General features: G+C 41.9%; 18 protein-coding genes and 1 pseudogene. 12 read left to right on the top strand and 7 right to left on the bottom strand.

Features of this window, described 5'->3' with window-relative positions:
- The first annotated feature begins 46 nt into the window (after positions 1-46).
- From V7K76_RS32930 to V7K76_RS32900, 7 genes and pseudogenes are all read left to right on the top strand, one after another.
- A complete protein-coding gene (locus V7K76_RS32930) occupies positions 47-1,387 on the top strand; it encodes a hypothetical protein (RefSeq protein WP_334775586.1) in 1,341 nt (446 codons plus the stop codon).
- A 272-nt stretch (positions 1,388-1,659) separates the two neighbouring features.
- A complete protein-coding gene (locus tag V7K76_RS32925) occupies positions 1,660-2,412 on the top strand; it encodes a PspA/IM30 family protein (RefSeq protein ID WP_334775587.1) in 753 nt (250 codons plus the stop codon).
- A gap of 345 nt (positions 2,413-2,757) precedes the next feature.
- Positions 2,758-3,537, top strand: a complete 780-nt coding sequence (locus V7K76_RS32920) for a PspA/IM30 family protein (RefSeq protein WP_334775588.1) — start codon at positions 2,758-2,760, stop codon at positions 3,535-3,537.
- Positions 3,538-3,688: 151 nt separating this feature from the next.
- Positions 3,689-4,024: a thioredoxin family protein gene (locus V7K76_RS32915; RefSeq protein ID WP_292853761.1), complete on the top strand. Its 336-nt coding sequence runs from the start codon at positions 3,689-3,691 to the stop codon at positions 4,022-4,024.
- A gap of 60 nt (positions 4,025-4,084) precedes the next feature.
- Positions 4,085-5,317, top strand: coding sequence for an LL-diaminopimelate aminotransferase (locus V7K76_RS32910; RefSeq protein WP_334775590.1), 1,233 nt, complete (start codon positions 4,085-4,087; stop codon positions 5,315-5,317).
- A 1,209-nt stretch (positions 5,318-6,526) separates the two neighbouring features.
- On the top strand, positions 6,527-7,525 hold the full coding sequence (locus V7K76_RS32905) for an NF038130 family PEP-CTERM protein (protein WP_334775591.1): 999 nt from the start codon (positions 6,527-6,529) through the stop codon (positions 7,523-7,525).
- A gap of 560 nt (positions 7,526-8,085) precedes the next feature.
- Positions 8,086-8,509, top strand: a pseudogene (locus V7K76_RS32900) (response regulator).
- Positions 8,510-8,530: 21 nt separating this feature from the next.
- Here V7K76_RS32900 and V7K76_RS32895 read toward each other — a convergent pair.
- Complete coding sequence (locus V7K76_RS32895; RefSeq protein ID WP_334699329.1) at positions 8,531-8,710, bottom strand: hypothetical protein; 180 nt, start codon at positions 8,708-8,710, stop codon at positions 8,531-8,533.
- Positions 8,711-9,459: 749 nt separating this feature from the next.
- Here V7K76_RS32895 and uvrC point away from each other — a divergent pair.
- On the top strand, positions 9,460-11,337 hold the full coding sequence (gene uvrC / locus V7K76_RS32890; RefSeq protein WP_334775592.1) for an excinuclease ABC subunit UvrC: 1,878 nt from the start codon (positions 9,460-9,462) through the stop codon (positions 11,335-11,337).
- Positions 11,338-12,156: 819 nt separating this feature from the next.
- Entirely contained in the window at positions 12,157-12,336 is a 180-nt protein-coding gene (locus V7K76_RS32885) for a replication restart DNA helicase PriA (protein ID WP_334775593.1), read from the top strand.
- Positions 12,337-12,661: 325 nt separating this feature from the next.
- Here the strand turns inward: V7K76_RS32885 and V7K76_RS32880 are convergent, their stop codons facing one another.
- From V7K76_RS32880 to lgt, 6 genes are all read right to left on the bottom strand, one after another.
- Positions 12,662-13,147: a hypothetical protein gene (locus V7K76_RS32880; RefSeq protein WP_334952684.1), complete on the bottom strand. Its 486-nt coding sequence runs from the start codon at positions 13,145-13,147 to the stop codon at positions 12,662-12,664.
- A 30-nt stretch (positions 13,148-13,177) separates the two neighbouring features.
- Complete coding sequence (locus V7K76_RS32875; protein ID WP_334775596.1) at positions 13,178-14,062, bottom strand: class I SAM-dependent methyltransferase; 885 nt, start codon at positions 14,060-14,062, stop codon at positions 13,178-13,180.
- Positions 14,063-14,190: 128 nt separating this feature from the next.
- Complete coding sequence (gene rlmN, locus V7K76_RS32870) at positions 14,191-15,285, bottom strand: 23S rRNA (adenine(2503)-C(2))-methyltransferase RlmN (RefSeq protein ID WP_334775597.1); 1,095 nt, start codon at positions 15,283-15,285, stop codon at positions 14,191-14,193.
- A gap of 78 nt (positions 15,286-15,363) precedes the next feature.
- Positions 15,364-15,717: a phenylpyruvate tautomerase MIF-related protein gene (locus V7K76_RS32865; RefSeq protein WP_273763732.1), complete on the bottom strand. Its 354-nt coding sequence runs from the start codon at positions 15,715-15,717 to the stop codon at positions 15,364-15,366.
- Between the two features lie 117 nt (positions 15,718-15,834).
- Positions 15,835-16,659 carry a precorrin-4 C(11)-methyltransferase gene (gene cobM, locus V7K76_RS32860; protein WP_334775598.1) on the bottom strand — a complete coding sequence of 275 codons (825 nt, stop codon included), beginning with the start codon at positions 16,657-16,659 and terminating at the stop codon, positions 15,835-15,837.
- A 287-nt stretch (positions 16,660-16,946) separates the two neighbouring features.
- Complete coding sequence (lgt, locus tag V7K76_RS32855) at positions 16,947-17,822, bottom strand: prolipoprotein diacylglyceryl transferase (protein WP_334775599.1); 876 nt, start codon at positions 17,820-17,822, stop codon at positions 16,947-16,949.
- Between the two features lie 493 nt (positions 17,823-18,315).
- On the opposite strand from lgt, the gene coaD reads away from it, so the two are divergent.
- The 3 genes from coaD (at position 18,316) to V7K76_RS32840 (ending at position 19,820) form a co-directional block, all read left to right on the top strand.
- Positions 18,316-18,867, top strand: a complete 552-nt coding sequence (gene coaD, locus V7K76_RS32850) for a pantetheine-phosphate adenylyltransferase (RefSeq protein WP_334699322.1) — start codon at positions 18,316-18,318, stop codon at positions 18,865-18,867.
- Complete coding sequence (locus tag V7K76_RS32845; RefSeq protein ID WP_334775600.1) at positions 18,777-19,445, top strand: DivIVA domain-containing protein; 669 nt, start codon at positions 18,777-18,779, stop codon at positions 19,443-19,445. The genes coaD and V7K76_RS32845 overlap by 91 nt, the downstream gene beginning before the upstream one ends.
- 231 nt (positions 19,446-19,676) lie before the next feature.
- A complete protein-coding gene (locus tag V7K76_RS32840) occupies positions 19,677-19,820 on the top strand; it encodes a hypothetical protein (RefSeq protein WP_334775601.1) in 144 nt (47 codons plus the stop codon).
- Positions 19,821-19,889: the final 69 nt, after the last annotated feature.

Here is a 19,889-nt window from a genome sequence, read left to right as displayed (position 1 = left end):
TATCTAAAAGTTAGTTCCAACAATCTACGCTTGAGGCACAGAAACAATGACTCAAAACCCCCTGAAAGATTCTGATAATCATCAATTGTCTAAAACACCTGGGTTGAAACCAGCACTAGCAGCAGCATTAGCGAGTTTAGAGGTACCGCTAGATCAAGAGTTAGCTCGATATCGACGTACGCGAACTGGTTTAGTATCAAACCAGTCCCGTGTTGCTAGTTACATGAGTAATCAATCTCAGCCATTAACTGCCATTCCTACAACATCGGGCACAACTCAGTCATCGGTAACGGAAATTAAAACTAATGTGCCACCGACATCTGTACCCGTTAATCATCAGGGAACCCCAGCGCCAACTAAGGCAAAAATTGACGTACCCCCCACATCTGTAGCAGTGAATCCTGAGATCAACCCAGCACTAGCTACGGCAAAAACCGAGGAACTGAATAATCTTAATGTACCCTCTACCTCCGATTCTGCTAAAACACAAACTCAACTTCCACCACCCCCACCCAACTTTAGTAGCAGCATTGTGCCAGCACTCGTTAAAGGGACTAAAAACGAAAATCTCTTGCAACCAGATAACACTCCTAAGCACCCAGATGACTATTTAGAATCTAGCGAAGCACTGCTGCGAAGTCTGGCAGAAGAACAACCAGAAACCAAGAATCCAAGTAATTCTAGTGACACTCTGTTATCACCTTTGGGAATTGGCTCGATGTTGCTACTACTGGTGGCGAGTCTTACCTTGGGTTATGTAGTGTTCAATCCCAAAAGCTTACCACAATGGAATTTAGGCAATTTGTTTAATGGAAACTCGTCTCCCACACCAGGAAATACTGAAGAAGTTGGCAGTAATGTTCAACCTCAAATCCAGCCACCAAGTACATCTATGCCCAAATATCCCAATCTCGCTAATGAAGAGTTTCCTGAGGTGAGAGATCCTAATGATGTAGTTGGCTTAAAACCCAAAGTCCAACCAACCCCCGCAGTAGTCCCTAATCCAGTAGTTCCTCAAAACCCCGCAAATCCTGAGGCCAACACAGCCTTAAAACCGACAAATCCGATCGCCTTAGCACCAGTACCGACGCTACAATCCTTGCCTCCTCTGAATTTGCCTCCCACTCCAGCGATAAAAACCTCGCCTAATACGATCGCAACTTCACCAAAACCGAATGCAGAAATCAAACCAGGAACAGATGGGTTCTATCATATAGTGATAGATAATAAAGGTGCGGCTTTTGCCTCAGCACGGCAAGTAATTCCTGATGCTTATTTATCGCCCAACAAAGAATTGATTTATCTAGGTGCTTTTAAAACTAAAGAGCAAGTAAAACAACAGATGCAACTTTTACAGGCAAGGGGAATCAAGGCACGGGTTCAGTAGCCATAAGTTGCAAAAATTTACGATACCATGAAATAACAGTCCTGAGTCAATAAGTGCTGAGTTGTGTTAGCGGTAGCGGGGCGTTTAGCCCGTGGTAAGTGCTAAGTAGTAGGGAAAAAATCTTATTTGTTGACGAACCTACGACAAAAATTCTTATACTCAAGACTTTAGTTGGGCATTCAGCACTCTATAACTAAATTCATCACTCAGTACTCAATACTCAGCACTCATCACTCAGCACTGGATTTGGATTTCGTGAATGGAGAGCCGACATGGAATTAATCAACCGTATTCTGCGGGTGATTCGCGCTAATTTCAATAGTTTGATTAGTGGTGCAGAAGATCCAGAAAAGATTTTGGAGCAAGCTGTTCTGGAGATGCAGGAAAATCTGGTGCAGTTGCGGCAAGGTGTTGCACAAGCGATCGCTACCCAGAAACGCACTGAACGCCAGGCGGCTGCTGCCCAATCTCAAACAGAAGAATGGTATCGTCGTGCCCAATTGGCGCTACAACAAGGCAGCGAACCTCTAGCACGCGAAGCATTGACTAAGCGTCAAGCCTATAAAGAAACTACTACAGCCCTATTTTCCCAGATAGAGCAGCAAAACGAGATAGTAGTTAGGCTAAAAAAGGATATGCGATCGCTAGAGTTAAAAATTGCCGAGGCAAAAACTAAAAAAGATATGTATATTGCTCGCGCCCGTTCTGCTGAAGCGTCTTATCGCCTCCAGGAAATGCTCGGCACAACTTCTACCACTAGCAGTCTGAGTGCCTTTGAGCGCATGGAAGAAAAAGTTTTACAGATAGAAGCTCAATCAGAAGCCATAGCTCAACTTAGTAGCGACGACTTGGAAACACAATTTACTTCTTTGGAATCTAATGATGTAGATACGGAATTGGCAGCGATGAAGGTACAGGTTCTTAACCAGGCAGAAAACACACAGCACGAAAATCTACTAATTGAGGAGAGCCAGAAGACAGCGCAACCTCCCCAACAGCAGTTACCCAAAACTCAGGAGTCTTGAAAAAGAGGCAGTTCTTGCTGGGGGCAGGGGGCAGGGAGCAGGAAGCAGAAAGGGGATTCGACCCCTCCCTGTTCGGGAACCACTTAGTAGAAGTGGGGGAATCAGACCCATACAACGCTTGTCGGCTCAAAGCTTGGGTTATTTCCCCCTGCTCCTTTTCCCCCAGCAAAGAGCCTCTTCTTGAAGTTCGACTAATTACCCCGATTTGGCATATCTTAACAATTAGGGGTTGTTAGGAGATACTGATTCAAACTGGAAAGATTACATTGAAATAGGTAGCTATAAAAAAGTAAAAAAGCTAACTGTCCAACAAAAAGCGTAAATTACACAAGGAAAAACAAAGTTATGGGATTATTCGATCGCATTAAGCGAGTAGTTAGTTCTAACCTCAACGACCTGGTTAACAAAGCTGAAGACCCCGAAAAAATGCTAGAACAAGCCATCCTGGAAATGCAGGAAGACTTGGTACAGCTGCGTCAGGGAGTAGCCCAGACCATCGCCGCCCAAAAACGCAGCGAGAAACAATACGCTGATGCCCAAAATGAAATCAATAAGTGGCAACGCAATGCCCAACTAGCACTGCAAAAAGGTGATGAGAACTTAGCACGACAAGCTTTAGAACGCAAGAAGACTTATACGGACAGCAGCGCAGCCCTCAAAGCTAGTTTGGATACCCAAAGCACTCAAGTTGAAACCCTCAAGCGCAACTTAATCCAGTTGGAAAGCAAGATTTCTGAGGCTAAAACCAAGAAAGAAATGCTGAGAGCGAGAATCACCACTGCCAAAGCCCAAGAGCAACTCCAAAACATGGTAAGTGGGATGAATACCAGCAGTGCCATGTCTGCCTTCGAGCGGATGGAAGAAAAAGTCTTGATGCAAGAAGCTCGGGCCCAGGCACAAGGAGAGTTAGCAGGTGCAGATTTAGAAACCCAATTTGCCCGGTTGGAATCTGGTAGCGATGTTGATGATGAATTGGCAGCTTTGAAAGCGCAACTTTTACCACCCGCAACTCCACAAAATCAACCCCAACTGCCGCCGCAACAAACCACTGCTCCTAATCCTAAATCTAATGAGGTGGTTGATGCCGAGTTGGATTCCCTACGCAAACAATTGGATCAACTGTAAAATTGGTAGAAAACTTATTTGAGCTAGTCCCACACCTGTTGGCTGTGGGATTTTACGTCATTAGTTATTTGCTATTGACTATGGACTATTGACGACTTTGGGATAAAGTATTGTGTGTGCCAACTTTGATCGCCACCTGATGGAGACTGCAATGAGTAAGGCTGTAATCACCATAACCGATGCTGATTTTGAAACTGAAGTGTTAAAAGCCGAGCAGCCTGTATTAGTTTACTTTTGGGCTTCTTGGTGTGGGCCTTGTCAATTGATGTCGCCCCTAATTAACTCAGCTGCTAGCCAATATAGCGATCGCCTCAAAGTCGTTAAAATGGAAATTGACCCCAACCCACTCACTGTTAAGCAGTACCAAGTTGAAGGCGTACCCGCCCTCAGACTATTTCAAGGTCAAGAAGTTTTGATATCCACTGAGGGAGTTATCGGCAAAGACAAATTACTAGCTCTCCTAGATACCCACTTAAATACTAATTAGTCGATAGTTCATAAGTCCATACCAAATGACCAATGACCAATGACTAATGACTAATGACTAATGACTAATATGCAGTTTGCAAAACGTTTACAACCCCTACAATCAAATGTATTTGCTGATATGGACAGAGCCAAGGCAGTCGCTTTAGCAGCTGGACGACAGGTAATTGATTTGTCGTTGGGGTCTTCTGATTTACCAGCCGAGTCCCATGTAATCGAGGCGATCGCCCAGTCTCTTAGCGATCGCAGTACCCACGGCTATCTGTTGTTTAACGGTACTCAAGGATTTCGCGAAGCCGCAGCCAGGTGGTACGAACAAAAATTTGGCATTAAAGTCGATCCTCAAACTGAGGTACTACCTCTAATTGGTTCTCAAGAAGGCACAGCCCATCTACCTCTAGCAATACTCAATCCCGGAGATTTTGCCCTGTTGCTCGATCCAGGTTATCCCTCTCATGCCGGGGGAGTCCATCTAGCCAGTGGTCAAATCTACCCAATGCCACTACTGGCAGAAAACAGTTTTTTACCAGTGTTTGCTGATATTCCCGCCCCAGTCTTAGCCCAGTCGCGGATGATGGTATTAAGTTATCCTCATAATCCCACGGCTGCGATCGCACCTTTATCTTTCTTCCAAGAAGCTGTCGCCTTCTGTCAGCAACACAATCTCGTACTGGTTCACGATTTCCCCTACGTAGATTTGGTATTTGGGGAGAGTGGGGACTGGGCAGATTCTTCTCCCAATCCAAAATCCAAAATCCAAAATCCAAAATCCCTAGTCCCTTCAATTCTGCAAGCCGATCCAGAGAAAAGCGTCTCCATTGAATTTTTCACCCTTTCCAAGTCCTATAATATGGGCGGCTTCCGCATTGGCTACGCCATCGGTAATGCCCAGTTAATTAACGCCTTACGCCAGGTAAAAGCCGCCGTTGATTTTAATCAGTATCGGGGAATTTTGAATGGTGCGATCGCTGCCCTAACTGGCCCGCAAGCTGGCGTCAAATCTGCCGTCGCTACCTTCCAGGGACGGCGTGATGCATTCATCAATGCTCTACACCGCATTGGCTGGAATGTCCCTACTCCCCAAGCCACAATGTATATCTGGGCAAAATTGCCTTCACATTGGAGTCAAAACTCCATAGAATTTTGTACCCAACTAGTCAAACAAACTGGTGTAGCCGCTTCCCCAGGTGCCGGCTTTGGCAAATCTGGAGAAGGATATGTGCGTTTTGCCTTGGTACATGAGCCACCTTTGTTAGAAACTGCTGTAGAAAGAATTGCCGAGTTTCTTCATTGAAATAGGAACTAGTACAGCACGGCGTAATTAACAATTCAAAATTCAAAATGACGCTCTCTACGAGACGCTACGCGAACGCAGACTCGCTAACGCTACGCTAACAAAATTCAAAATTAAAGAAATTTCAGACGGGGATTTAGCGAGAAACGCGGTCTTGGGATGCATCCCAAGTGGAGCGATTTCTCAAGACAAACCCCGACTGAAATGGCTGCTACATGTAGATTGCAGGTTCTTAAACCCTTTTATTTACGATAAACCACCCCTTCGGGTGACGCTCGCAGGCTCGCTAACGCTGCGCTAACGGCAGTTCCTCATGGGGGAAACCCCCAAGACCAGACTGCCTCACCATTCCAAATCAACGAAACTCTTACGCTGCGCTGCATTCATTTTGACTTTTGACTTCCGCCTTGCGGTACTAGAACACCGATTCATTAATAAAATACAAGACTGATAAACCCTGTTTTAACGTGTTTTACAACCAAATATTCCTTGTTGCAACCCAACGAAATCTGTTTTTTTCGTTATGATTCCGATTACTGAATCGGTGTTCTAGGGACTTATACTGAGCAGTTCGACCCTTCTCTACGAGGCGTTTTACAGCTATTTTCATGTAAATAGACCACACGGTAGGGGCACAGCATTGCTCATTAGTGTCAACTTAACTAACGTGAAACGGGCGGTTAGAAACCGCGTCTACACAAACAAAAGCTACCGATCCTGGGTTTCAAAACCTTGATTTGACCTTAGTCCGCGGAGGCGGACAATGCCAGTGTAGCCGCGAATTCTATGAGACTGTTGGCGAATTAATGGGGGGTCTAACCCATCATTTTTAGATCGGCGCAGCAAGTTGGAGAGAAATGGCAAAATCTACGCAGTATTGATTCCTACGAATCTCCGTATTATACTGAACTCCAAAATATAGTGTAGTGATCTTACATACATAAAATTTTCATCAAAATATGTAATTAGACGCATAAAAAAATCGAAAGATTCGTCATCTTTTAATTGATAATCAGCAGTAACTTTACCCAATTAGGTCTTCATGTTTCTTAAACTGGGTTTGTACGCTGAGATACCAAAGATGGTTAACAATACAGTTTGTGTTTTTAAGCAGCTGTATTGCCAAAAAGCCTGTATTCAAGACAACCCAAGCCTAAAAACGGCAGTAGTTTAAAACTTAACTTCCAAACTGACAGAGACTTAAAAACAATGAAAATGACTTTCCAGAAACTTGTAATTGGTGCCTCAATGGCTATTGGTGTGAGCGCTCTTACCACCGCCCCAGCACACGCTACATCTTTTAGCTTCGATAATAATACAGGAGAAATTAACACTTACACTGGTGGCTCAGATGGTACCTTCATTAGAGGGAATGCACAAGGTGGTACTAACGCTGCCATCAAAGCTTTAACAGATAACGACCCCACTTCTAACGTCGAGCTTTGGTATACTACTGAGAATCCAACTTCTAACGTTGGCTTCACCGCCACACAAGGAAACTACAGTGCTACTGTTAGCAGTGTCACAGCTAGTGACTGGAATAATTTTGGTTCCCAATGGATAAGTGATTTGTTAAATACCTATACCCCATTCCAGTCAGTGTGGAATGGGTTTTCAGCCAGTACCAAATCATTAATAACAAGTTCTTTTTCTTCGTTGGGGATAGGAGATCCTAACATTGGTGGCTTCCAATTCGGTCAAAATGGTGGTGTACAACTACAATTGGTTGGTGACTTGGATGTAAAGTCCAACCTCTCAACTACAATTTCTAGTAATCTTACCCAAACGTGGAATGGAGTGAAATCACTATTTCCAGGCAAAACATTACAAACTGTAAGCGCTTCAGATGTTCAAAATAAGATTTTATCACTACCGTCCGGATCAGCTACCGTGCAAGCACTGACATCATTCAAAGACCTCCTCAACTTCCAAACGGCATTAAATGGCTACGCAGGTGGAATTGGAGTTAGTGAAATTGCCAAGGTAGTTACTGGTGGTCAAACCTACTACGCTTACAGCTTTGACCCCACTGTGTCAGGAATTACAGCCTCTGATGACCACTTATCCTACAGCGCATATTACACTTGGAACACACCTGGATACACTGATCCTTCAAAGCAAGTCCCAGAACCATCAATAATACTTGGTCTGCTAGGTGTTGCTGGTGTGTTTGCTACCCAACGCAAATTTAAAAAAGCATCTATCTAAGATTGCGGATTCAAAACTACAAATAACTAAGGGAGCTGTTAGCTCCCTTTTTTAATGAATACTTCCTTGCAGCTATAATAAAATTTAATATACTAGGTTATACTGTTTCTAAAAATATTTGCAACAAATAAATTGGTTGTAACGTTCTTTTGTACGCCTCTACTAAAATATTTATAGTATGGATTTTGTGAAATGGTATTACTTACCCTTACATCTAGATAAAAGCTATTTTAATAAGGGCAATTACCATACCCTTGCTTAGGTATCCCTTAAGTATTTTTACTTATAAAAATTTAGCGATTCAATTTTTATTAAGCAGCCGTTTATTTAAAACTATAAGCTTAAAAGAAGTTAGGAACAAAGCTTAAATTTTGATTAAAATATACTTAAAAAGATTATTATTTAAGTAATATAGTGTAGCTAAATTTAATTGATTCATAATCTTTGAATAGATTACATAAGTAAACTTTGTATTCATTTCACAATTTTAATACACTACTATTTCAGATTCTGATAATAATTGTTGGCTTTTACTTAAAATTATCAGATAATAGATAGCAATGACAGCACAATTACTCAATGAGAGATAAGCCATTGCGGTCACATAAAGTTAGACGAATTTTGCTCGTCGAAGATCATTATCTCAATCGGATGTTACTTAGTGACTATCTAAGTCACTGTGGGTACGAAGTCCAAAGCTTATCAGAAGGCTCTACTTTTTTCTCAACTATAGAGAAATTCGAGCCAGATTTAATGTTGTTAGACTTGAAATTGCCAGATATTGACGGTTACTCACTCTTAAAACAAGTCCAGCAAAAACCTGATTTGTCAAAAATACCGATCATTGTGGTTTCAGCCTTTGCTTTTAAAGCAGATCAAGAACTAGCTCTGAGTTTGGGCGCACGTAGCTATTTTGTCAAACCCTTAAAACTTAAGGATCTAATTCTTACAATTGAAGAACAATTTACTTGTCACCACAGATAAGCTTTTCTGCTAGGCGTGCATTTATTCTGCTTTTTGGTCAGCAATAAACTCTTCAACGCGCTCACTAAGAGTTTGTACGGAACTGCCAATAGTTGAAATTTTTTGTTGTACTTGCGCTAACAATAAAACTGCTGTTTGTAGTTCATTGAGAGTTTCAGCCATAGCCTCACGATACTGTAATTCAAAATCTTGTAAATTCATAGTCTAGCTCTTGTTTGAAATCATTATAATAACTATGTTCTCAATCATAATCGTAAATTTAAATAACTCAATCCGTCAATTCGCTTAATATTATAAATTCAATAAATAAACATAAATAGTGCCAATTGACAAAGATTTTATCTGTTATTTATATAAGCATTATATAAACGCATTCTTTATTTTTAAATAAAGATAAATAAACACAAAAAATATTATTATGTAAAATGGAAAGCTCCAGATAATAAAATACAGCAGGGAACAGGGAACAGAGTTGAAAGTCTCTTGGTATATGGCTTTTTTATAAAATTTTGTCACTCATTTACCTGAAATCTGCTGTATTATCAATTTAAAAAAGTTAATAATAGATTGAAAAAGCAAAGTTTTTATTCTGACAGTAGCAGTCAAGAACTAAGATCGCAGCTAGATAAACTCTCGTTGACTCCAAAGTTTTTATGCTTGCGATAAGTTTTCTGACAAGTTTCTAGCTGGGAAACTAATTCACCCTGCGGAAAGCCGCAAAAGTAGCTACAGCATACTTATTTTTGTGCAGGCTAAAGGTCTACCTGACTTAGGAGTTGAGAGTGCTGAGTTAGGAGTTAAGAGTTATTATTCTCCCCAGTCCCTCTTTCATCTGTTCTGGCGTATGCAGTTTTTGATGGCTATTTCATCTTTACTTCATAAATAGTCTGTTAAATCGGCACGAAAAAACAATTTTTCTTAAAATAGAGAAAGATTACCTAATTTTGGTTGTGACAATATCTACTCAAATATTACCACTGGTTAAAGATCCAGAACGACTAGAAAACCGTCTAGCCGAAATTCCACCGGAACCGGGGGTTTATTTCATGCGGGACAGGAGCGATCGCATTATATATATAGGTAAATCACGTAAGTTGCGATCGCGTGTCCGTTCCTATTTTCGGGATGGCTACAACAAGAGTGAACGTATCGCAACGATGGTCAAATTAGTGACAGAAATTGAATTTATCGTCACTGATACTGAAGCCGAAGCTTTAGCCCTAGAAGCTAATTTGATCAAGCAGCACCAGCCATACTTCAACGTGTTGCTCAAAGATGATAAAAAATATCCCTATCTCTGCATCACTTGGTCAGAAGATTATCCGCGAATTTTTATTACCCGTAAACGCCAATTCGGCAAAGAAAAGGATAAATTTTACGGGCCTTATACTGATGCTGGTTTATTACGAGAAATTGTCCGCATCTGCAAGCGGATCTTTCCCCAGCGACAACGACCTCAACCACTTTTTAAAGACCGTCCTTGCTTGAATTATGATTTAGGGCGTTGTCCGGGTGTGTGTCAACAGCTGATTTCACCAGAAGAATATCGCAAAATTGTGCAAAAGGTGGCGATGGTGTTTCAAGGTCGAACTCAGGAATTGATTGAGATTTTGACCCAACAGATGAACGCAGCGGCCGAGAACTTGAATTTTGAGTCAGCCGCGCGGATTCGCGATCAAATTTCTGGGTTAAAGTCGCTGACAGCCGACCAAAAAGTATCTTTACCAGATGATACCGTTTCACGGGATGCGATCGCACTGGCAGCCGACGAACAACACGCCTGCATTCAACTATTTCAGATTCGCGCGGGGCAATTGGTAGGACGTTTAGCCTTTGTGGCCGATGCTCATGCAGAACCAGGAGCTATTTTACAACGAGCTTTAGAGGAACATTACCAAACTGCTGACTCAGTGGAAATACCTTTAGAAATTTTGGTGCAGCATGATTTACCAGATGCGGAGATATTGGCGGATGTCTTAACTCAACGCAAAGGCAAAAAAGTCACAATTTTGACTCCTTTGCGGCAAACTAAGGCAGAATTAATTGAGATGGTAGAGCGAAATGCTCAGTATGAATTGCAAAGAATGCAGAAATTTGGCGATCGCAATCACCAATCAATGCAAGATTTAGCCGCCATTCTCGATTTACCAGATGCACCCCACCGCATCGAAGGTTATGACATTTCCCATATTCAAGGGTCAAATGCTGTCGCTTCCCAAGTTGTGTTTATCGACGGATTACCTGCGAAACAGCACTATCGACACTATAAAATCAAAAATCCGACGGTGACAGCAGGACATTCAGATGATTTTGCTAGTCTGGCTGAAGTTATCCAACGGCGGTTTCGCAAGTATGGGGAAGATCAGCAATTAGCGCGTTTGGGTAATCCTGACTGGCCGGATTTAATCATGATCGATGGTGGGAAAGGTCAGTTATCATCGGTTGTCGCCATTTTGCAAGAGATGAATTTATTAGAAGACTTGCGAGTTGTGAGTTTAGCAAAGCAGCGAGAAGAGATTTTTTTACCGGGAGAATCTAAACCTTTGACAACTGATGCAGAACAACCAGGGGTACAGTTATTGCGGCGACTGCGGGATGAAGCGCATCGGTTTGCAGTGAGTTTCCATCGTCAACAGCGCAGTGATAAATTGAAGCGATCGCGCTTAGATGAAATTCCTGGCTTAGGACATCATCGACAAAAGCAGCTACTAGGACATTTTCGCTCAGTTGACTATATTCGGCAAGCGACAACCACACAACTTGCTGAAGTAGCAGGAATTGGGCCGCGTTTAGCTCAAGAAATTTACGATTATTTTCATCCTGCTTGAAGTAAAAACACCTACTCTCACCTTGAAGAGTAGGTGAAAACAAAATGTAGATATAGGAATCCGATTTGATTCCTGAAAAAACCTAAGTATATGTAGTGGTGTGGCAAGCTTAAAATAGTACATTAGAGGTAGATTGGGTGGAGCGGAGCGCAACCCAACCTCAATAGGGTTCAGTTAAGGCTAAAACTCTTTGTCAAATCCAATTTTTTTAACGAACCGCCTTCGCGCAGCGTCTCGTTAGAGAAGGACGCCAAGGACGCAAAGAGAAGAAAGAAATACTTAACTGAACTGTATTGCACCCAACCTACAATTTTTTTGCAACTTTGAGCGATTCCCAAAGTTCCCAGCAAAGGGTATTGATTCTGACTCCTGAATTCAGGAATCAGAATTCAGGAGTCAGAATTCTTTTTTAATTTCATAAATCTTGTCAGCAAATATGAACTAAATCTTAAGATAAAGATTTTGTGACTAAATATACAGTAATTTATTGGTTTTAATTTTTGAATACAAGAACGGCTTTTTTGTATTCGTTCTAAATGACTATAACCAAGGCTCTCTCAAGGCATTAATCATAGGGATCAGTAAATCTCTAAGCAAAATTTAATTAAAAATCAATTTATGTATCTAAAGTAGGAGAGTAAAATCATTTAAGTTTTAGGATAATAGATAAAGATATCAAAAACTTTTCAAACCTGAAATTTTGTTTAAAATAATCAGCCAATATTACAGCAATTTGTTAAGTTGGGTCGAACCAAAATTTTTCTTGGTTTAACTTGTGGCTTTACTAAATAAAAAATAATTACAACCAGGGGTTTTAAAATGCAGACAGTACAAAAGGTTCACTGCCCAAATTGTGGTAGCCACGCGGAGCGCTATTATATTTCTGATAGTCAATTAACTCGGACACAATGCCCAATCTGTGACTATTTAATGATTAGTTGTACTCGCACGGGCAAAGTCATTGAGGCTTATGCCCCAGGAATTCTCGCACACCGCTAGAAAATAAAAATTAAAAATTGGAGAATGTGTTCTCTAATTTTTAATAATAAAGTTATTTATCAGAAAGGGAGCATCCCAAATATTTACAAGAAAGGCAGAGGGCAGAAGGCAGAAGGCAGAAGGAAAGAAGTACTTAATAAAAACTTTAGTTCTGGGTTATTGCCCAGTTAAAAAAAAGAATTGTATCGAGCGGAAAGTGCCACGAGATACAAAGCGTCCAAGATCAATCCCACGTTTTTAAACGTGGGTTCCAACTGAGCCTCCTGCCTTCGTACTTCTGCCTTCTGAAAAAATTGGGATGTTCCCATCAGAAATTTTAAAACCTTCACAGGTTGTTATTCTGTTGTCTGAGTTGTTGCTGTTGTCTCTGTTGTTCTAATCTCAATTCTTGCTGTTGTCTAATTTGTTGATCTTGTATCTGTTGTTGCTGTTGTAATATCTGTTGTTGCTGTCGTGTAAAGTCTTGCTGTTGTAGTCTCGTTTGTTCCTGTTGTACTCTCAGTTGTTGCTGACGTGTGAGTTCTTGCCGTTGTCGTGTAAATTCTTGCTGTTGGATTCTCTGTTGTTGTTGTAATTGTGGTTCTTTAAGGTTTAGCCGTAGCCATGTTTCCTGAAATTGCTCTTGTGTTTGCTGATTTCGCTCCTCTTGTTGTTGTCTCATTCTTTCTTGAAAGGACTCAGGTTGCTGAGGATTCGTCTGAATTATTTGTCCATAAGCAGGAGAATCAATTGGCAAAGCTTTTGCAAGAACAATTACCAGTAGCCATAGTTTAAGCGTGAATGAGCGATTCAACATATATATATTCAACATATATATAATTATATAATTAATTCTATTTAGTCAATGGCGTGTCGCAATACACATCAGCGATAAAGCTGCTTGTGGTGAATTAGGATTAATACCAGACCATAATTGAGCCAAGCGATACTTCTTGTCAGATTCACCGTAATTGCCTTGCAATACTTCTGCACCAACTGTATGGTTATGGGGATAAACCTTGACACTAAAACCAAGTGGCTCCAGAACTTTGTAGTAAAGCTCTGGCGTTACTCCATCTCCAGGTCGGTGATGAACCTCAGTTGCTAATCCCCAAGTCTGCTCTGCTGCTGAGGCATGACCTCCTCGTTTCATTAGCCGATATAGCCCTAAGCGTAAGTTCCATAACCACAAACCTAATCCTTGGAAGTTCCAGGCAGTCAACTGAGGGTCGTGGTCTGTGATTAGGATGCCACCTGGACGGACTAAACGCGCTGCTTCCTGCAACACGATATCCATGTAATCACAGTGATGTAATGTAGCATTTAGTACTACTATATCAGCGAAGTTAGAAATGAAAGGAAGTTGGTGGGCATCTGCTTTCACTGCTGTATAGCCAAGACGTTGAGCCATAGACAATGCCCCATAGCTAATATCTACACCAATTAACAATTGTGGTTTTCCCCCAAGCGTTGCATATAAATTGCCTGGGCCACAACCAATGTCTATAACAATTTTATCATCCCAACTCCCTATGGCCGCTTCCCAGGAGGACTTGAACACTTCATCACGATGACAACTTTCAAAATAGTTTTTTGCCCATTCTGGATGCCCAAAGTAATAACTATTCGCTTCGATGGCTGGACTGGAAGTAGAAACAGGAAAATTTAGGATATCTTGGTTATCTATATCTACCTTAAAATCAGCAGCAATATAAGGTCTGAGAACTGAATATGAAGAACTTGGCATAACTATCACCTCTATTAATATCCTGCTTCAGATTGCTACAAAATGAGCTAACCATTAAATTTCTTAAATGATTAATATAACAGGGTTTTGTGAGATCCAAGCAATTATATTTACTGAGTAGAAAATGTTTAATTATTACTTGCTCTTAATTGCCCACAAGCAGCATCGGCTTCTAAACCACGAGAATAACGGACACTAACAGCAGTATTTTGCTGCTTGAGGACGTTGACAAATGCTTCAATGCGATCGCGGTTGGGGCGTTTGTAGTCTACTTCTTGAATGGGATTGTAGGGAATTAAATTTACATGACTTTGGAATCCTCGCAGGCATTTTGAAAGTTCTAAGGCGTGTTCTGGTAGATCGTTAACACCAGCGAGAAGAACGTATTCAAAAGTAACGCGGCGGCCAGTGATTTCTACATATTCCCGACATTCAGCCAGTAAATCTTCTAGAGGATAGTTGCGGGCGCTGGGGATGAGTTTTTCTCGTAGTGCTTGGTTGGGTGCGTGGAGACTCACAGCCAGAGTAACTTGCAAATTATTTTGGGCGAACTGACGGATGCGATCGCGAATCCCAACTGTAGAAACTGTAAGCGATCGCTGCCCAATACCGACATCTTGATTCAGAGATTTCAAAGCTGCTAGAACATTCTCAGTATTTAACAACGGTTCACCAAGTCCCATAAACACGACATTGCTAACCCGTTGCTGAAAATCTTCTTGGACAGTCAACACCTGATCGATAATTTCGTGCCGTGCTAGGTTGCGCTTGTAGCCTCCCTTTCCAGTAGCGCAGAAATCACACGCCATCGGGCAACCCACTTGAGTAGAGACGCAAACTGTCAGCCGGGCTTTTGGACCTTCTCCCCTTTCTGCGAAGGTGGGGATACCAACAGTTTCAATAATTTGCCCGTCTGTTAATCGTAAAAGATATTTTACCGTACCATCGGGAGCCTCAGAGCGGTAATGTAAAATTGAGCGCCCAATAGGGATTTCTGCTACTTCTGCACGCCATTGCTTGGGGAAGACAGAAATATCAGCTAGCGATCGCACTCCCTTGTCATAGATCCATTCATGCAGCTGCTTGCCTCTGTAAGCAGGTTGTCCCTGCTGCTGCACCCAAGTAGTTAACTCGGCAACGGTTGCACCTAGTAAGGGAGGGATTAATGCTGATTTTTCTGGGTTGTGTGAGTCAATCGGAGATACAAGAGGCGTAGCAGACATAAAAAATCACGAGTTGATGCTGAATCTCTATACTACACCTGCCAGATTAACTTAGTCTTGACCTAAGAAGATGGTTAATTAACCAAAGGTTGTGCCATTCCAGCCCCACATTGCCCCCTTAGCGTCTGCAAACTCTATGTAAATGCGATTTTTCGGCACGCCTAGAGTTTGGTTAATCTGCTGGCAAAAGTCCTGACTCATCGCTGCGGTTTGATCTGGCTTCATCGTACCGATGCTTTTAATTTCAATGTAGCAAACCGGGTCAGTATTCCCTGCAAAAGTCATGGGGATTCCTGGTTCAAAAGCAGTCATTACGTATGATTCTGGTTTTCCCAAATGTTTCGCTAACTTGGCTGATAGATTTAAAAGCATCGACTCAATTTCAGCTTTTTGAGGAGCAGATGCAGAAGTTTGCACTTTAATTAATGGCATAGTACCGAATTGGGATTTTGAATTTTATTGACATTGTTAAGTTTATCGAAACGCAGAGGCAATGGGGAGATGAGGAGAATAACCAATGCCCCATGCCCAACGCCCCATGCCCAACACTTAATTATGAGATGAGCGAAATAGATGACCATGTTCGGGATGATATAAACGCGATCGCCCTGTTGCTGGTGAGAGTGCTGGGCTGATTATATAAAGTGTAGTGCGAATTAGTTTTTCTTTATAAGTGCAATCTGCCATTTGATTCAGAGGGACAACCTTAATTTTTTCATCCGGCCAGCCGATGCGAAAGCAAATCGCAATGGGGGTTTCGGCTGGATAGTGTTCGAGTAATTTAGCTTGGGCATTTTCAACGTGACGCGCACTGAGATATAAGCAGAGGCTAGCCTGATGTGCTGCCAGAGTCGCTAATTCTTCAGTGGCGGGGACTTCTGTACGTCCACTGATGCGTGTCAAAATAATGGTTTGAACTAAACCAGGCACAGTCAGTTCTATTTTTAGTTTAGCAGCAGCAGCTTGAAAGGCGCTGATACCAGGTATAACTTCAAAAGGGATATTTGCCTCTGCGAGGAGGTGCATTTGCTCGTGAATGGCGCTGTAGAGACTAGGATCGCCAGAATGAAGACGGACTAGAGATTTTTGCTGCGATCGCACCCTATCAATCATAATTGGCAAAATCTCTTCTAAAGTCTGATTCGCAGTTCTAATGATCTCCGCATCTTCTCGACAAAGTTCTAAAATTTGTTCGGGTATTAAAGAATCAGCAAATAAAATCACATCAGCAGCAGCCAGTAGTTTCTGCGCCTTCACCGTTAATAAATCAGGATCTCCAGGCCCCGCTCCCACAATATACACAGACGGCTCTAAAGCATATAGTGTTTTTTTATAACTATAGTCTTCTGTATATTCACTTTTAAAAGAACACACGGCAATCCCTCAAAAAATTTTTGTGGCAAATTTTTCAGTATCTTTCCGGATTCATCTTCTTTCCCTAGTAGATAGTAATGGTAGATGCACCCTGGTTAAGCCCTAGAGAATACTCTGGGGCATTTTTTCTTTTTAGGCATTGGGCATTAGGCAGAAGTTCTTTAATTTTGAATTTTATTAGCGCAGCGTAAAGCCTGCGGCATGGCTTCGCTTAGAGCGAGTCTTCTCCCAAAGGGAGACGCTAAGAGCGAACGAGCGTCATTTTGAATTTTGAATTGATTGCTCCCTCATCTCCCACTCTCCCCATTACCTTTAAGAGTAGGAACTACATCGGGTAAAGGGCGTTTGAGTAAGTAAAGCCAAGCTAATCCAACTAATCCCAATAAAATTCCGAGACTACTGACTACTTGTGCCATTTTTAATGGACCCAGCATCAAGCTATCAGTGCGAAAGCCTTCAATCCATAAGCGTCCTAAGCTATAGGCTGGCCAGTAAACTAGAAACAGTGTGCCTACTTTCAGGCGTGGCTTACCGGATAAAGACCGGAAAAACAACGTTATGAGTAGCGTAAACACCATTAAATCCCACAGAGATTCGTAGAGGAAGGTGGGATGAAAGTAATCGAAACTAGCATAGTCTAGAGGACGACGATCTGGTGGAATATACAGCTTCCAGGGTAAATCAGTCGGATCGCCAAAAGCTTCAGAATTAAAGAAATTGCCCCAACGTCCGATCGCTTGCCCTAAAATCAGCGAAGGTGCTACTAAATCTGCCAGTTGCCAAAAAGAAACCTGCTTGATTTTGGCAAAGATTAACGCAGCCACAACGCCACCCAGAATCGCTCCATGAATGGCAATACCTCCTTCCCAGATTGCAAAAATCTTTTCTGGAGTTGGGGCATATTTTGGCCATTCAAAGAAAACGTAATATAACCGTGCGCTAGGAATTGCCCCAATCAATAACCAAAAGAATAAATCGCCTAGCAATTCAGGATTAACATTACGGCGCTTTGCCAAATTCTGGGAAAGGATGACGCCAATTAATACTGCTGTGGCAATCAATAAGCCATACCAACGGATACTTAGTGGCCCGATTTTCACCAGAATTGGTCCTGGTGAGGTGAATTGAAATGCCAAAGGCAAGGTGGAAAAATCCAGTGCCATGAAAAATTACCTAGAAGAGTTCGTTAACTACCCGCGCACTTTGCTAAGTACGGAGTTTCTGACCAAGCCCCGTTGGGGCGGGAGTAGGGAGTAGGGGAAAAAGACGCAACACCTACAACCTTCTTCTCTACGAGACGCAACGCGTTCGATACAAGCCCCGTCTTTCAAGACGATAGCATTGGTCGGGGCTTGAAATCCCGACCAATGCCGTCTTCCCTACTCCCAACTAAGAGTTCCCTACTCCCTGTTTGGTGACATCTTGAATACTGGAACTACCCTTGAATTATCCACAATATTGTGGGGATGTAGGTAAAAATCCCGTCTCCAGATTTAGGATTCTAGATTTAGGAGTCTAGTTCCTAACGCCTAGTTGAGCATAACTAAAACAATTGAATTTAGTATCCTTACTCAGAGCGCAAGATGGTAGATTTGAGTAAGTTACACAAAACGGTTTCGATATAATCACCTAAACAACTTTGATATATTTAAAATTGTGATCGCTATTTATCCTGGTAGCTTCGACCCCATCACCTTGGGACACCTTGACCTCATCCAGCGCGGGAGTCGGCTATTTGAGCGGGTGATTGTCGCTGTACTGCGGAACCCCAACAAGATGCCACTTTTTAGTGTGGAGCAACGGCTAGATCAGATACGTCATTCTACACAACATTTATCGAATGTAGAAGTAGACAGCTTTGATGGTCTTACCGTCAACTATGCTCAAATGCAACAAGCACAAGTTTTGCTGCGGGGTTTACGGGCTGTATCAGATTTTGAAGTGGAACTGCAAATGGCCCACACCAATAAAACTCTGTCTACCGAAATAGAAACAGTTTTTCTTGCAACCTCAAATGAATATAGTTTTTTAAGTAGTAGTGTGGTAAAAGAGATTGCAAGGTTTGGTGGCTCTATCGATCATCTCGTTCCCCCACACATTGCCCTGGATATATACCAATGCTACAATCAGAAATCTCCAATGTTGAACCCAATCTCAACGGAAGCAATCCCCCCCCTCAAGAATATCTCGGTGGAGAGGGAAGCATAGATATTCAACAAGAACTCAACCGCCTAGAGGAAATAGTTCTCTCTAGTCTCAGGATTCCGTTGACGAGACGCACGCTCATAGATGAAGAAAAGTTCTTGGATCAGCTTGATTATATCCGGCTGGCTTTACCATCACTTTTTCAAGAAGCAGCAGCAGTTCTTGAGCAAAAGGACGAAATTTTACTGGAAGCGGAAGAGTATGGACAGCAGGTTGTTGAGGCTGCACAAGCTAAAAGAGCGCAAATTTTAGCTGAAAGCGATATTATTCACCAGGCAGAACAAGAAGCCGAACAACTAAGGCGACAAGTGCAACAGGAGTGTGAGGGAATAATGCAAGAAACCCTCGCTGAGATTGAACGTAAGCGGTATGCTTGTCAGCAAGAGTTAGAGACGATGCGACAAACTGCGATCGCTCAGGCTCAAGAAATTGAAGATGGTGCCGATCAATATGCCGATGGACTTTTGGGAAATATTGAGCAGGATCTCAAAGAGATGTTGCGAATTGTCACCAATGGACGGCAACAACTGCAAATTGATAATCTCACCCAGCGCAATTCACCTCCTGCAAAAAAAAGATAGAGGTTCTAACGATAAATGGGGAAAAATTATCGGTTGGGTTTTGCTACTGCTTAACCCAAAGCTTTTCATGAATGAAGGCTTTTTGGGAAGCTACTTGGTAGCTGTTCCATATTTAAATTCATAGAGCGGGCAAGATGCCCACCCCACAAGAGTTGTGTTGAATTCATATAGATGTTTTTTAGCTTAATAGATTTAAAATTTTGGCTTGTAATTAAGCAGGATTTTTAATAAATGTTTACTTTCGCTCAAGTTAACTTTGGAGTAAATCTAGCTGGTTTAATTGGAATTATTTATTTGCTTTGGGCAATTATTTACTTGATTTTAACAGTAGCTTGGCTATCCCAACGGGGAACTAGTACAGTACGGCGTAAATAAGCAGACCATTAAATAGCCAAAACTTTGCCCTTATATGTCCACTTAAAAGGTTTAGCCATTGTTTGATTA

It is taken from the genome of Nostoc sp., assembly GCF_036917975.1.
GTDB lineage: Bacteria > Cyanobacteriota > Cyanobacteriia > Cyanobacteriales > Nostocaceae > Nostoc.
Note: the sequence above shows the minus strand (reverse complement) of the source record. Positions and strands in the feature narration are given on the sequence as shown.

Coding starts and splice junctions, on each gene's coding strand:
- V7K76_RS32930 (WP_334775586.1), top strand. CDS start 47: ATGACTCAAAACCCCCTGAAAGATTCTGATAATCATCAATTGTCTAAA.
- V7K76_RS32925 (WP_334775587.1), top strand. CDS start 1,660: ATGGAATTAATCAACCGTATTCTGCGGGTGATTCGCGCTAATTTCAAT.
- V7K76_RS32920 (WP_334775588.1), top strand. CDS start 2,758: ATGGGATTATTCGATCGCATTAAGCGAGTAGTTAGTTCTAACCTCAAC.
- V7K76_RS32915 (WP_292853761.1), top strand. CDS start 3,689: ATGAGTAAGGCTGTAATCACCATAACCGATGCTGATTTTGAAACTGAA.
- V7K76_RS32910 (WP_334775590.1), top strand. CDS start 4,085: ATGACTAATATGCAGTTTGCAAAACGTTTACAACCCCTACAATCAAAT.
- V7K76_RS32905 (WP_334775591.1), top strand. CDS start 6,527: ATGAAAATGACTTTCCAGAAACTTGTAATTGGTGCCTCAATGGCTATT.
- V7K76_RS32895 (WP_334699329.1), bottom strand. CDS start 8,710: ATGAATTTACAAGATTTTGAATTACAGTATCGTGAGGCTATGGCTGAA.
- V7K76_RS32885 (WP_334775593.1), top strand. CDS start 12,157: ATGCAGACAGTACAAAAGGTTCACTGCCCAAATTGTGGTAGCCACGCG.
- V7K76_RS32880 (WP_334952684.1), bottom strand. CDS start 13,147: ATGTTGAATATATATATGTTGAATCGCTCATTCACGCTTAAACTATGG.
- V7K76_RS32875 (WP_334775596.1), bottom strand. CDS start 14,062: ATGCCAAGTTCTTCATATTCAGTTCTCAGACCTTATATTGCTGCTGAT.
- rlmN (WP_334775597.1), bottom strand. CDS start 15,285: ATGTCTGCTACGCCTCTTGTATCTCCGATTGACTCACACAACCCAGAA.
- V7K76_RS32865 (WP_273763732.1), bottom strand. CDS start 15,717: ATGCCATTAATTAAAGTGCAAACTTCTGCATCTGCTCCTCAAAAAGCT.
- lgt (WP_334775599.1), bottom strand. CDS start 17,822: ATGGCACTGGATTTTTCCACCTTGCCTTTGGCATTTCAATTCACCTCA.
- V7K76_RS32845 (WP_334775600.1), top strand. CDS start 18,777: ATGCTACAATCAGAAATCTCCAATGTTGAACCCAATCTCAACGGAAGC.
- V7K76_RS32840 (WP_334775601.1), top strand. CDS start 19,677: ATGTTTACTTTCGCTCAAGTTAACTTTGGAGTAAATCTAGCTGGTTTA.